This window comes from Variovorax nivicola (assembly GCF_051216475.1).
In the GTDB taxonomy this organism is placed as follows: domain Bacteria; phylum Pseudomonadota; class Gammaproteobacteria; order Burkholderiales; family Burkholderiaceae_C; genus Variovorax.
The window spans coordinates 78,798-91,427 of sequence record NZ_JBPJZK010000006.1 but is presented as its reverse complement, the minus strand read 5'-3'; the positions used below and the strand labels follow the sequence as shown (position 1 = coordinate 91,427).

The 12,630-nt window shown below is 64.6% G+C and carries 10 protein-coding genes; 4 read left to right on the top strand and 6 right to left on the bottom strand.

Features of this window, described 5'->3' with window-relative positions:
- Window position 1 precedes the first annotated feature (1 nt).
- On the bottom strand, window positions 2–1,390 hold the full coding sequence (locus ACSFBF_RS24080; RefSeq protein ID WP_435471403.1) for a chloride channel protein: 1,389 nt from the start codon (window positions 1,388–1,390) through the stop codon (window positions 2–4).
- A gap of 108 nt (window positions 1,391–1,498) precedes the next feature.
- Between ACSFBF_RS24080 and ssb the strand changes: the two genes are divergently transcribed.
- Window positions 1,499–2,062, top strand: coding sequence for a single-stranded DNA-binding protein (ssb, locus tag ACSFBF_RS24075; RefSeq protein ID WP_435471401.1), 564 nt, complete (start codon window positions 1,499–1,501; stop codon window positions 2,060–2,062).
- Window positions 2,063–2,145: 83 nt separating this feature from the next.
- On the opposite strand, the gene ACSFBF_RS24070 is transcribed toward ssb, so the two are convergent.
- Window positions 2,146–2,904, bottom strand: coding sequence for a FadR/GntR family transcriptional regulator (locus tag ACSFBF_RS24070; protein WP_435471399.1), 759 nt, complete (start codon window positions 2,902–2,904; stop codon window positions 2,146–2,148).
- A gap of 228 nt (window positions 2,905–3,132) precedes the next feature.
- Between ACSFBF_RS24070 and ACSFBF_RS24065 the strand changes: the two genes are divergently transcribed.
- From ACSFBF_RS24065 to ACSFBF_RS24055, 3 genes are read left to right on the top strand one after another with little or no spacing between them, the layout of a single operon-like run.
- A complete protein-coding gene (locus ACSFBF_RS24065) occupies window positions 3,133–4,632 on the top strand; it encodes an NCS1 family nucleobase:cation symporter-1 (RefSeq protein ID WP_435471397.1) in 1,500 nt (499 codons plus the stop codon).
- A gap of 2 nt (window positions 4,633–4,634) precedes the next feature.
- A complete protein-coding gene (hydA, locus tag ACSFBF_RS24060) occupies window positions 4,635–6,089 on the top strand; it encodes a dihydropyrimidinase (protein WP_435471395.1) in 1,455 nt (484 codons plus the stop codon).
- A gap of 37 nt (window positions 6,090–6,126) precedes the next feature.
- Window positions 6,127–7,563: an aminotransferase-like domain-containing protein gene (locus ACSFBF_RS24055; protein ID WP_435471393.1), complete on the top strand. Its 1,437-nt coding sequence runs from the start codon at window positions 6,127–6,129 to the stop codon at window positions 7,561–7,563.
- An 8-nt stretch (window positions 7,564–7,571) separates the two neighbouring features.
- On the opposite strand, the gene ACSFBF_RS24050 is transcribed toward ACSFBF_RS24055, so the two are convergent.
- From ACSFBF_RS24050 to ACSFBF_RS24035, 4 genes are all read right to left on the bottom strand, one after another.
- Window positions 7,572–9,137 carry an acetolactate synthase large subunit gene (locus ACSFBF_RS24050; protein ID WP_435471836.1) on the bottom strand — a complete coding sequence of 522 codons (1,566 nt, stop codon included), beginning with the start codon at window positions 9,135–9,137 and terminating at the stop codon, window positions 7,572–7,574.
- Window positions 9,138–9,158: 21 nt separating this feature from the next.
- Window positions 9,159–10,913 carry a branched-chain amino acid transaminase gene (locus tag ACSFBF_RS24045; RefSeq protein WP_435471391.1) on the bottom strand — a complete coding sequence of 585 codons (1,755 nt, stop codon included), beginning with the start codon at window positions 10,911–10,913 and terminating at the stop codon, window positions 9,159–9,161.
- A gap of 366 nt (window positions 10,914–11,279) precedes the next feature.
- On the bottom strand, window positions 11,280–11,972 hold the full coding sequence (locus tag ACSFBF_RS24040) for an aspartate/glutamate racemase family protein (RefSeq protein ID WP_435471389.1): 693 nt from the start codon (window positions 11,970–11,972) through the stop codon (window positions 11,280–11,282).
- A 12-nt stretch (window positions 11,973–11,984) separates the two neighbouring features.
- Window positions 11,985–12,437: an Lrp/AsnC family transcriptional regulator gene (locus ACSFBF_RS24035; RefSeq protein WP_435471387.1), complete on the bottom strand. Its 453-nt coding sequence runs from the start codon at window positions 12,435–12,437 to the stop codon at window positions 11,985–11,987.
- Window positions 12,438–12,630 lie beyond the last annotated feature (193 nt).

Here is a 12,630-nt window from a genome sequence, read left to right as displayed (position 1 = left end):
TTCATGGCGAGTGGCCGGGCTCTGGAGGCTTGGGCGGATGCACAGGCTCGGTGCTGCCCCCGCCGCCCGTACTGCCCGTACTGCTTATTGCCCGGCCGACCATGTGCTCGGCCAGCGTGTCGTACAGCGGGCGGCTGATCATCCGCGAGACCAGGCTGGCCAGCATGGCTGCGGCCATCAGGCTCAGCACCATCGAGTGGCCGTCGACCATCTCCATGACGATGATGAAGGCGGTGAGCGGCGCTTGCGTCACCGCCGCCAGGAAGCCGGCCATGCCCATGGCGATGAGCGCCGGCCCCTGGTCGCTGCTGGCCAGCCGGGCCACCGCGTCGCCAATGCCCGCGCCGATGGACAGCGACGGCGCGAAGATGCCGCCCGGCACGCCGCACCAGGCCGTGAGCCAGGTGGCGATGAACTTGAGCACGGTGTAGAGCGGCGTAAGCTCGTCGTGGCCCTGCAGCATCTGCTTGACCGCCTCGGAGCCCGCGCCGAAGGTGACGCCGCCTGTCGCCAGCCCGATGACGGCCACGGCCAACCCGCCGACGGCGGCGAACCGCACCGGAAAGCGCGCCCGCCAGCGGTTGAAGCGCCCGGCCGCGCCCGTGAGCGAGGCGATCAGCAGCCGTGCGAACAGCCCGCCGGCCGCGCCGCTCAGCAAGGTGACCAGCAGGCCGGGGCCGAGCACGTTCCAGCCCAGCCGGGGCACGCGGATCACGCCGAAATAGCTGGTGTTGCCGAAGGCCGACACTGCCACCAGGCCCGCCAGCACGATGGCAGTGATGATCAGGCCGCTGGAGCGCGCCTCGAGTCGGCCCGACAGCTCCTCGATGGCGAAGACCACGCCCGCCAGCGGCGCATTGAAGGCCGCCGCGATGCCCGCAGCACCGCCGGCCACCAGCAGCGCGCGTCCGTCGATGGTGGTGTTGGGCGAGAGCCAGCGGCGCGCATGCTGCATCACCCCCGCCGCCACCTGGACCGAAGGCCCCTCGCGCCCGATCGACAGGCCGGCCGCGAAGCCCGCCGCGCCCAGCCCGATCTTGGCGACCGTGAGCCGCAGCGAGGCAAAAATGAAGCGCCGCTCCTCGGGCAGGGCTGGATTCAGGGCCGCCTTGATCTGCGGAATGCCCGAACCGCCCGCGCCGGGGAAGAAGCGCAATGTGAACCAGACGATGCCGGCCGTGAGCAGCGGCGTCGTCAGCAGCACCGCCCAGGGCCAGGCGGCGTAGAAGCGGTGGAACTCGCCAAAAACCCAATCGCTGGCCAGAGTGAAGCCCACCACGAACAGCCCGGCCGCGATGGCGTAGCCCAGCACGATGGCCCGGTCGAGCCAGACACGGCCGTTCGACAGCTCGGCGCGCAGATGCTCGAAAAAGTCTGGTTCCCGGTTCATCGTAGAAGTCCATTCTGGCACTTGGCGAGAGTGTGGCCAGTCGCCTTGGGGCACAATCGAGGGTTCTTCTCAACCTCCTCCTTCATCTACTTATCAGGGGCAGTGCATATGGCATCGGTCAATAAAGTAATCGTCGTCGGCAATCTGGGGCGCGACCCCGAAATGCGTACCTTCCCGAGCGGCGACCAGGTCGCGAACGTCACAGTGGCCACCACCGATCGCTGGAAAGACAAGCAAAGCGGCGAAATGCGCGAAGCCACCGAGTGGCACCGCATCGTCTTCAACGGCCGCCTGGCCGAAATCGCCGGCCAGTACCTGCGCAAGGGCTCGCAGGTGTATGTCGAAGGAAGCCTGCGCACGCGCAAGTGGACCGACAAGGACGGCATCGAAAAGTACACCACCGAGATCCGCGCCGACCAGATGCAGATGCTCGGCAGCCGTCAGGGCCAGGGCGGCCCGTCGGGCGGTCCCGAGGACGACGGCGGCTACTCGCAAGGTGGCGGCGGTGGCGGTTATTCGCAGGGTGGCAATGGCGGTGGTGGTGGTGGCGGCGGCGGTTACGCCCCGCGCGCGCCCGCAGCGGCACCGCGCGCTGCGGCGCCGGCTCCGCGCCAGGCGCCTGCCAAGTCGTCGTCGGGCTTCGACGACATGGACGACGACATTCCGTTCTGATCCGGACCTTCGCAGGTTCACGAACAAAGAGCCGCTTCCCGAAAGGGAGCGGCTCTTTCTCTTTGGGCAGGCCCATCACGCTGTCACGCATTGCGCCGACCCGCGGGCATCAGCAACTGCTGCACGCCGACGTGCACTTCCATCTCGTGCATGTGGGTCTCGGCATCGACCATGTGCTCGGTCATCAGGCGGTGCACGGCGTCGGCGTCCTCATCGCGAAAGGCCTGCAGCAGCCTGGTGTGAAAGCCCAGGTTGGCCTCGCCGAAGTGGCGGTGCTCCCACGCGTTCTTGTAGACCATGAGGTCGCGCAGCAGGTCGTTGAGAAAACGGCACATGAAGGCGAGCAAGGCGTTAGGGCATTGGTCCGCCAGCAGGTTGTGAAACTCCAGCTCGGCGACACGTTGTGCGCGCAGCTCGATGTCGTTGCGAGGGTCCTGCTCGCACAGGCGGATGGTCTGCTCGATCAGATCCAGTTGCTTCGCGTCGAGCCGGCCGACGACGCTGACCGCGAGTTCGGGCTCCAGGATCTTGCGCAGCTGGTAGATGTGATGCCCGTCCAGGTGGTGGAAGTGCAGCGGCTCTGATGCGTGGTCCAGCGAGACCTGCTGGAGATAGGCACCGCCGGCCGGGCCCGTGCGCGTCTTGATCAGGCCGCGCACTTCCAGCGCCTTCAATCCCTCCCGCATCGTGCTTTTCGAGACGCCGAAAAGCTCGACGAGCTCTTTCTCGTTCGGTAGCCGGTCGCCCGGCTGCTTGCGCTCCGAAACGATCCAGCGCTTCACGTCTTCGACGACGAGGTCCGAGAGCTTGGGGCGTTTTCTTGCGCGTTGGCCAATGGGCATGCCCTGTTCCTTGGGAAAGCTCCCGAGCGGAGCCGATCGCCCATGATAAATCGATGCAATTGAACGCAATTGAACCAAAAACACGCGCAATAGACCGCTGATCGGGCTTGTTTGGGCATCGAACTTGCTATGTAATGTTCCTATTTATATGTTTTATACGGATAAATAGTAGACATATCGAAGAAGCTCAATCCCCAGCCCCACGTGACTCTCTCAAAGGAAAAAATCATGAAATCAAGCGAACCTTTGCAAGCCCACTCGAGACTCTGGAACGACGACCTGGCACCGACACGGGCCGATCAGCGCACCTGGCGCTGGTATCACTTCGCCGCGCTCTGGGTGGGCATGGTGATGTGCATTCCCGCCTACACCCTGGCCGCCGGTCTGATCGAAACCGGCATGTCCTGGACCGAGGCCGTCGGCACGGTCTTCCTGGGCAACTTCATCGTGCTGATCCCCATGCTGCTGATCGGGCATGCGGGCGTGAAGTACGGCATTCCCTACGCGGTGCTCGCGCGTGCCTCGTTCGGAACCCGGGGCGCCCGCATACCGGCGCTGCTGCGCGCGCTCGTGGCATGCGGCTGGTACGGCATCCAGACCTGGTTCGGCGGGATGATGATCTACACGCTGGTCGGCGTGCTGATCGGGCATCCGCTCGAAGGCGAGAAGATCGCCTGGCTGGGCATCAACTTCTTCCAGCTGGCGAGCTTCCTCGTCTTCTGGGCCCTGCAGTTCTATTTCGTCATTCACGGCATCGAATCGATCCGCAAGCTCGAGACGTACACAGCGCCGCTGAAGATCCTCATCTGCTTGGTGCTGCTGGCGTGGGCGCTCAACCGCGCCGGAGGCCTGGGCCCGATCCTGCAGCAGCCTTCGCAGTTCGTCGAAGGCGGCAAGAAGGCGGGTCAGTTCGCTGCGGTCTTCTGGCCGTCGCTGACGGCCATGGTGGGCTTCTGGGCCACCCTTGCGCTGAACATTCCCGACTTCACGCGCTTCGCTAAATCGCAGCGCGACCAGATCGTCGGACAGGCGGTCGGGCTGCCCATTCCCATGGGCCTGCTCGCGGCGCTTGCGGTGGTCGTCACCTCCGCCACGGTCGTGATCTACGGCAAGGCGATCTGGGACCCGGTCGACCTGGCCAGCCGCATGACCGGCGCGGCCGTGCTCATCGCGCTGATCGTGCTGCTGGTCGACACCGTCAGCGTCAACCTCGCAGCCAACCTGGTGGGCCCGGCCTACGATTTCTCGGCGCTGAATCCGCGGGCCATTTCATACCGCACCGGGGGCTACATCACGGCCGGAATCGCGGTCGCGATGATGCCGTGGAAGCTGCTCGAATCCACGCAGGGCTACATTTTCACCTGGCTCATTGGCTACTCCGCGCTGCTCGGGCCGATTGCCGGCATCCTGATTGCCGACTACTACCTCATCCGCCGCACGCAGCTGCAGGTGAACGACCTGTACAGCGACCATGGCGAGTACCGGTACAAGAACGGGTGGAATCCTGCCGCAATCGCAGCGTTCATCGCCGGCGTTCTGCCCAACCTGCCCGGGTTCCTCAATGCGGCGCTGCCGAGCGTCTTTCCGGACGTGCCGGAGGTCTTCAAGACGATCTACACCTACGCATGGTTCGCGGGCATCGCCATCTCGACCGTCGTCTACGTCGCGACGATGCGGCTGCAGAAGCCGACGACGGTGCCGCAACAGGCCAGGCCTTCGGAGGCTTGAGCATGACGAACGCGCTCTTGATCCGCGGCGGGATCGTCGTCAACGCCGACCGGGAGTTCGCAGCCGACGTGCTGTGCGTCGACGGGCAGATTGCCGCTGTCGGCGCCGATGCCGCCCACCACGCGCCGGCCGGCGCGGTGCAGCTCGACGCTTCCGGGCAGTACGTGCTGCCCGGCGGCATCGATCCTCACACGCACATGCAGCTGCCGTTCATGGGCACGGTCACGATGGACGATTTCTTCACCGGCACGGTCGCTGGCCTGGCCGGCGGGACCACGACCATCCTCGACTTCGTGATCCCCAATGCACAGCAGTCCCTGATGGAAGCCTATGGCACCTGGAGGGAATGGGCGCGCAAGTCCGCCGCGGACTACGGCTTTCACGTCGCCATCACCTGGTGGGACGAGAGCGTGCACCGCGACATGGGCACCCTGGTGAATGAAGAAGGCGTGAGCAGCTTCAAGCACTTCATGGCCTACAAGAACGCCATCATGTGCGACGACGAGATCCTGGTGAAGAGCTTTCGCCGCGCGCTCGAACTCGGCGCCATGCCCACTGTGCATGCCGAGAACGGCGAACTGGTCTACTTTCTCCAGCAGGAGCTGACCGCCAGAGGCGTCACCGGGCCCGAGGGCCACCCGCTGTCGCGCCCGCCCGCGGTCGAGGCCGAGGCGGCTCAGCGGGCCATTGCCATCGCGGACGTGCTGGGCGTTCCCCTCTACGTCGTGCACGTGTCCTGCATGGAGGCGGCCGACGCAATTGCGCGCGCCCGCGCGGCCGGGCAACGGGTCTACGGCGAAGTCCTTGCAGGCCACTTGGTGGTCGACGAGAGCGTGTATCGCGCGACCGACTTTGCCAGCGCCGCTGCACACGTGATGAGCCCTCCGTTCCGCTCGAAGGCGCACCAGGAATTTCTCTGGCGCGGCCTCCAGTCGGGCAGCCTGCAGACCACCGCGACCGATCACTGCACCTTCTGCGCGGCCCAGAAGGCCGCCGGCAAGGACGACTTCGCAAAGATACCGAACGGCTGCGGCGGCATCGAAGAACGCATGGCCGTGATCTGGGATGCCGGCGTCAACTCCGGTCGCCTGACGCCCAGCGAATTCGTCGCCGTGACATCGACCAATGCGGCCAGGCTCTTCAACCTGTATCCCCGCAAAGGCCTGATCGCCGAGGGGGCTGACGCCGACCTCGTGCTGTGGGACCCGCAGGCTTCCAGAACCCTCTCCGCGGCAACGCAGCACTCCAAGGGCGACTTCAACATCTTCGAAGGACGCACTGTGCGAGGCATTCCGACGCACACCGTCAGCCAGGGGCGCGTGGTGTATGCCAACGGCGACCTGCGCGCGGAGCGGGGCGCGGGCCGTTACTTGCCGCGCCCCGCATTCGGTGCCAATTTCCAGGCGCTCGACAAACGTGCAAAACAGCAGCTCGCTCCAGTGGCGGCGAAGCCTTGAGCAGGCTGTGCTCGAACCCCGGCACTGTGCGCAAGCCATGGCCGGTGGGGACACAGTGGAGCTGAGCGACCATGGGTTGAAGCTCTCCATCGATCGCCGAAAAGGCCGCGCAAGCTCGCTGGTCAGCCAGCTTGTGGACGGCATTGCCGAAGCGATCGGGCAACGCAGGATTCTGTCCGGCGAAAAGCTGCCGTCTGTGCGGCAGATGGCAATGCATCTGCAGCTCAGCACCTTCACCATTGCCCAGGCGTACCAGCGGCTGGTGTCGCTCGGCATGATCGCGTCGCGCCCTGGCGCCGGATTCGTCGTGGCGAGCCAGGTCACGATGGAGCCCGCACCGCAGCCGCGCGTGCCGCCGTCCGGCCCCAACGATGCATGGCTACTGTCGGAGGTGTTCTCCGACCAGACGGCGTCCATCAAGGCCGGCTGCGGGTGGCTTCCGTCGGGGTGGCTCGACGGCATCGAATTCGGCCGGGCCCTGCGATCGCTGAGCCGCACGATGAAGAGCCAGGTCGGCGGGTACGGCCAGCCCTTTGGCGATGCCAGCCTGCGGTCGCGCGTGGCCTTCGAACTGGCGCGCTTCGGCGTGCCTGCCGACATCAACTCGGTGTTGATCACGCAAGGCGCCACGCAGGCCATCGACCTCGTCATCCGCTTTCTGCTCAAGCCGGACGACGTCGTCGTGGTCGAAGACCCCTGCTATTGCAACCTGCTCGAGCGGCTGAAGCTCGCGCGCGTGCGGCTGCTGTTCGTGCCTCGCACACCGGCCGGCCTGGACACCGACGTGCTGGAGGCCCTGGTGCAGAAGCACAAGCCGAAGGCCCTCTTCGTGAGCTCCGCGCTGCACAACCCCACGGGCACGTCGATCACCTTGCCGATGGCCTACAAGGTGCTCCAGATTGCGCAGCGCACGCAGATGCTCATCGTCGAGAACGACGTGAGCCGGGGGCTCGCCCCGCCTGATGCACCGATGCTGGCCGCCATGGCGGGCCTCGGGCCGGTCATTCATATCGGCGGATTTTCAAAGACCATTTCACCGCTGCTGCGCGTGGGTTTCATCGCGGCCGATGCGGCCACTCTGGAAGCGCTGGTGCGCTTGAAGATGGTCACGGGCCTCACTTCTTCCGCGGTCACGGAAAAAGCCGTTCACCAGATTCTTGTCGACAGCGCCTATCGCCAGCATCTCGAACGGCTGCGCCATCGCCTGGCGGATGTGCACACGCAGATCGAGCGAAAGCTCTCCGCTGCCGGTGTGGAACTGTTCCATCGCCCGCGCGGAGGCCTCTTTCTCTGGGGGCGTTTGCCGATCGACCCTGCCGAGGCCAAGGAAGTGACGGCGCGCGCACTCAGGCAAGGCATCTGGCTCGCCCCGGGCATGTACTTCGGCGCGTCGGACACCGCCAGCGCCTGGTTCCGTTTCAACGTGGCCTATTGCGACACGGACAGGTTCTGGCAGTTTCTGTCTGCGCTATGAGCGCGTTCTCATGAGAGGACCGCCTCGATCAGAAAAGGCCCCCTGCGCTTCAGCGCGCCGACGAAGACCTTGATGAACTCTTCCGCCGTGGAAGCACGCGCAGCTTCCACGCCCATGCCCTTCGCCAGCGAGACCCAATCGAGAATGGGATCGGTGAGGTCGAAGCTGCCGCGCGTCTGGTGTTCGGGGGGCTTCACGCCCATGCGCCGCATCTCGTCGATCAGCAGCGCATATTTCCTGTTGGCCAGAACGATCGTGATCGCATCGAGCTTCTCGTGCGCCTGCGTCCAGAGCCCCTGCAGCGTGTACATGCCGCTGCCGTCGGCCTGAAGCGTGATCACCTTTCTGTCGGGGCAGGCGATGGCGGCACCCGTTGCGAGCGGAATCCCGATGCCGATCGAGCCACCGGTGATCTGCAGCCAGTCGTGCGGCGCCGCGTCGTACGACTTGGCAAAAAGCTGCGGCACGGAAGACAAAGCCTCATCGCAGACGATGGCGTTGTCCGGCAGCAGCCGGGCAATCAACTCCGCGAGCGCTTCGTTCGTCAACGGGCCCAATGGAAGATGCGGCTGGTCGCTGCGTCTTGCAGGTGGGGGCTCGTCCAGGACCAGCCGGACCGAAGCGAAGTATTCCGCGAGGCCCTCGATTGCCGCAGCAACGTCGCCTCCCGGTTCGCACAGTTCGATCACTTCGCAATCGTCGCGAAGCAGGCGGCTCGGCATGCCCGGATGCGCGAAGAACGCGACGGGCTGCTCGGCGTCGATCATGACGATCGCATCGAACTGCCCCAGCTGGGCCACTGCCTGGTCCGTCGCGTAGGCCACGCGCGGCACGACGGGCCTGCCTGCCCCGCGTGCCATGCGCGCATTCGCAAAGGGGGCCAGCAGGCTGGCGCCGGTCTTGCGGGCGATCCCGGAAGCAAGCGCAAGGGTTTCCTGCCGCAGTGCGCGGCCACCGAGAAACAACGCCGTCTTCCGGTCGCTGCGCAGCAGGGCCACTGCCCGTTGCTCCTTCTCGCGATCGGGAGGGGGCGGTGAATCTGCGAATCTTGCAAGACTTGGCGGCTGCACCGGGTCGGCATCGCCCCAGGTGACTTCCGCGGGCACGACCAGCGTGGCGACACCGGGCAGCGACCTTGCTGCCTGGCACGCGTCGGAAACGGTCGAGGCAATGTCATGCACGGAGCCGATGCGTCCGTACCAATTCGACATCGGCTTCGCGAGGCTCTCGATGTCGGACGTCAGCGGAGCGTTGAAGGGCAGGTGGTGCGTCGCATGGTCGCCGACGATGTTGACGATGGGTGTCCTGGCGCGCCTGGCGTTGTGAAGGTTCGCCAGCCCGTTGCCCAGGCCCGGGCCCAGGTGCAGCAGGGTCGCGGCGGGCTTGTCGGTCATGCGGCCATAGCCGTCGGCCGCGCCCGTGACCACGCCTTCGAACAGGCCCAGCACGCAGCGCAGGTCTGCCCGCCGTTCCATGCCGGCCACCAGGTGAAGCTCGGAGGTTCCCGGGTTGGCAAAACAGACCTCGACGCCCGAGGCGATCAAGGTTTCGCAAATGACATCGGAGCCGTTCAATTCGTTCTCCATCTTTCTTCTTCAGCCCGTGCGGCGTTGCAGCGTGGGCGCTGCGGCGTCGATGTGCAGCGGGCAGCGGGTCAGCTTCTCGTCGTTGGTGTCCGTGAAGACGTACTGCTTCCACTCGAGGTCGCCCCGGTGATAGGTGCCGACGACGTCCGGCGCCGGCTGCCCGTCGTACAGCTCCACCTGCCGGCGGATTCGCTGCCTCACCTTGTCGCCCTCCGGCGTGGGGCCGGCGAGCAGATCGAAACCCGCCCGCGGCTGCGTGACCATGGCCAGCGACTGACCGAGATTGCGGCTCTTGCGGTGCCGGTGCGCCGGCGCGCTGACGTTGATGAAGAGCGGCACACCCGCGAAGCACAGGCTCCAGAACGGCTGCTCGGGGTCGGTGGGAATCTCGGGCGGCCACGGTTCGGGATCGTTGTCGACCCAGTCTTGCATGATGTGCCACGCGGTCTGGTGGTAGTGATCGAGCGGCTGCTCCTGTGCTTCGGGCTTGAACAGGATCACCAGCACGTTCATGGATTCCTCGATCCCCGTCATCACCGAAACCGTCTTCAGGTATTCGCGCAGCCCCTGGCGCACGCGAGCGAGTTCGAGTGGATCGGTGTCGGAGCCCGCGAAGACGAAATGCAGCGTGTTCGTGCGGAACGCCGTGCGCGCGAAGTTGCATGGAAACTTGCTCGGCTCCCGCAGGTAGCCGCTGAAGTCCTCCAGGCTCGCCTTGGCCCACGGGTAGGCGTTGTCGGCGCTGTCCACCCACTCGATGGCTTCCCGGTGAGTCAGCGTGACCTTGGGTGGAAGCACCGCGGGCGGCGCAGCCACCTCGGTGCACCAGGACGAATATTCGGGGTATCCGCCCGTCACCGTCTTCAGGTAATGCGCCTGCAGCTGGCGGGTGATGGGCCCCACTTCTCCGTCGCCGATGGGCAGGCGATCGACGGAAGTCACGGGGAGTATTTCGAACAGGGTGCCGCACATCAGGACTTCGTCGGAAATCAGCAATTCGGTGCGATCGATTTCGCGCTCCACGACCTGCAGCCCCAATTTTTCCCTGGCCAGCACGATCAGCGTGTCGCGGGTCAGGCTTTCCAGGATATCGGCGAATGTCGGAGGCGTAATGAGCACGCCATCCCTGATGATGAAAAGGCACGCCGCCGGGCCTTCGGACACCTTGCCCCTGTTATTCAGGATGATTGCGATATCAAAACCGTTATCGCGCGCTTCGTTTTGTGCAAGGCGGCTGTTTTGATAATTGGCCGCGACCTTGGCACGCGGTGGAATGCAGTCATCAGAAATTCGGCGCCAGGTGGAAATTGCGGCGGCAACCCCTTTCTCAATCTTTGGAGAGCGCGGCAGCGGAATTGCGGTAATGTGCGCGCCCGTATCTTCGGTGGCGACCAGCGGCTCGCCGGGGCCGGAATATCTGAAATACGTCGACAGGTTGATTTGCGCGTGCGCCTGAAATTCGCAGCGGCTCAGCAGGTCGACTGTCGCCTGGCGGAGCGTTGGCGTATCGAAGCGCGACTTCATCCGCATGATCTTCATCGACTGCTCGAGTCGTTTCAGATGGTCATCCAAGCGGAAGATGTACGATTTTTGAGTGGATTCGTCCCAATAAGCGCGAAGTCCTTCAAATATGTTTGCGCCAAAAAATCCAGCCTGGGTGCGAACATGCAAAGTGCATTGCTCCCAATTGACAAATTCACCATCCATCCACGCGATGCTGGGGTGCGGCGCGGGAAATATCGATCGACCGGAGTTGCTGTCCATAAAATCTCCATGAGATGAAGAAAAGGAAATCCGAGGCGATAAACAGCCTTCGGCATCAGTTGGGCCAAAAAATCCCTTTCGGGATTGATGATTTATCGAATTAAATAAAAAGGATTAACTGTCTGGATTTGCCTGAAAAGGAGATTGAAGAATTAAAACAATTGAACCCGAGCGGATCGTACGGTGCCTTGTTGAAGGCATTCCATTTACGGTTTAAATCGTTATAAATAACTGTATTGGCACCAAAGTGGGGGCTGTATTGGTCGCGCAATTCGGCCGTCGGCGGTGCCCGGGCTGCCGCCGATGGCGTGCCCGCAGTCAGGGAATTCAGGGAGGCGGAAGAGGCGGCCGGCTTGCGGCGCGCCTTTACTTGCTGTGGGTCTTCCCGCGTTGCGCCCAACGCGCGACCAGCAGCGTTTCGATGTCGTGCACGCGCCGCCCTGTCGCACGCGCAATCGCCTCGCGGTAGGGCGGCATGTTGGTGCACTCGAGCACGATGTCCTCGACCGATGGCGACAGGCCTACAAGGCGGCATGCGGCGTCGACCACATTCCGGCCGGCCTCCTCGAGGTCAAGCTGCGTTTCGTTGTTGAGGATGCGCCGGTGAAACTCGCACCCCGGCTCCATGCCCTGCACGGGCGTTGCCTGCGGCACGCCGGCCATGGCCAGGATGGCGGGGCTCAACGAAGCCGCATCGAAGGTCAGGATGCCCGGCCGCGCGAAGTCTTTGCACTGCAGCAGGCTCGAAGTGACGACGGGAATGGGCACCGCGTTGGCCAACGTGTCCTGGTAGGCAGCCAGAAAGCCGCAGCTGGTCGTGATCATCGCCGCGCCACTTTCGACCATCACTCGCGCGGCATCGACGAAAGGCTGCAGCAGCGCCGGGTCGGCCTGCTTCACGATGCGCTCGGGCGAAGCGCCCGTGACCACATGAAACCGCACCGGGATGCCATGGCGACTGAAGGTCTCCGGATTGCCGATGTCGCCCGGCGGCCGCGGGAAGCGCGTGTCGAGCATCAGCACGCCGAGGAAGGCATCGGCATCGCGGATCGCTGTCATGGGGCTTGCCATTCACTCCACCGTGCTGCGGCGATCGATCTTGCGGCTCAGCACGATTGAGGTCTGCGTCTGGTTGACGCCGTCGATCTGCCCCATCTGGTCGAGCAGCGTGTCCAGCTGTTCGGGTGTGCCGCACCGCAGCAGGACCATGTAGTCGAACTGGCCGCTCACGGCCCAGACCTCCTCCACTTCGGGCAAGCGCCCGAGCGCCTTGATGATCATGGGCGCGCTCTTCGCATTGACGCTGAGGCCGCAGAAGGCCCGCACCGCGGCCTGCTCCAGCCGCTGGCCGAGGCGCACCCCGTACCCGGAGACGATGCCCTCGCGCTCCAGCCGCGCGATGCGTGCGACCACGGTGGTCCTGGCGATCTTGAGCTTGCGTGCGAGGTTGGCGGCGGGCTCGCGCGCATTGGCCTGCAGCAGCGTCAACAGATGGCGGTCCAGGTCGTCGAGTCGTAGGTCCATGGCGGCCCCTGCAGCGGAAATGAATGGATTGTGACCCGATCGAAGCGAGTGCCCGGGCGCCGGTGTCGGGGGCATCACTATCGTCAAAGCAACGGATGGTGGATAGCGAAAACTCGGAACGATTTCATGTCAAACTGGAATCAACTCGGGCCGCCATCCAGCACCCTGCATTCAAGATTGGTGCCAACAGTCT

Excerpts from the sequence above, each read along its gene's own strand:
- ACSFBF_RS24065 (WP_435471397.1), top strand. The coding sequence starts at position 3,133 with ATGAAATCAAGCGAACCTTTGCAAGCCCACTCGAGACTCTGGAACGAC.
- ACSFBF_RS24045 (WP_435471391.1), bottom strand. The coding sequence starts at position 10,913 with ATGGACAGCAACTCCGGTCGATCGATATTTCCCGCGCCGCACCCCAGC.
- hydA (WP_435471395.1), top strand. The coding sequence starts at position 4,635 with ATGACGAACGCGCTCTTGATCCGCGGCGGGATCGTCGTCAACGCCGAC.
- ACSFBF_RS24040 (WP_435471389.1), bottom strand. The coding sequence starts at position 11,972 with ATGACAGCGATCCGCGATGCCGATGCCTTCCTCGGCGTGCTGATGCTC.
- ACSFBF_RS24035 (WP_435471387.1), bottom strand. The coding sequence starts at position 12,437 with ATGGACCTACGACTCGACGACCTGGACCGCCATCTGTTGACGCTGCTG.
- ACSFBF_RS24080 (WP_435471403.1), bottom strand. The coding sequence starts at position 1,390 with ATGAACCGGGAACCAGACTTTTTCGAGCATCTGCGCGCCGAGCTGTCG.
- ssb (WP_435471401.1), top strand. The coding sequence starts at position 1,499 with ATGGCATCGGTCAATAAAGTAATCGTCGTCGGCAATCTGGGGCGCGAC.
- ACSFBF_RS24055 (WP_435471393.1), top strand. The coding sequence starts at position 6,127 with ATGGCCGGTGGGGACACAGTGGAGCTGAGCGACCATGGGTTGAAGCTC.
- ACSFBF_RS24070 (WP_435471399.1), bottom strand. The coding sequence starts at position 2,904 with ATGCCCATTGGCCAACGCGCAAGAAAACGCCCCAAGCTCTCGGACCTC.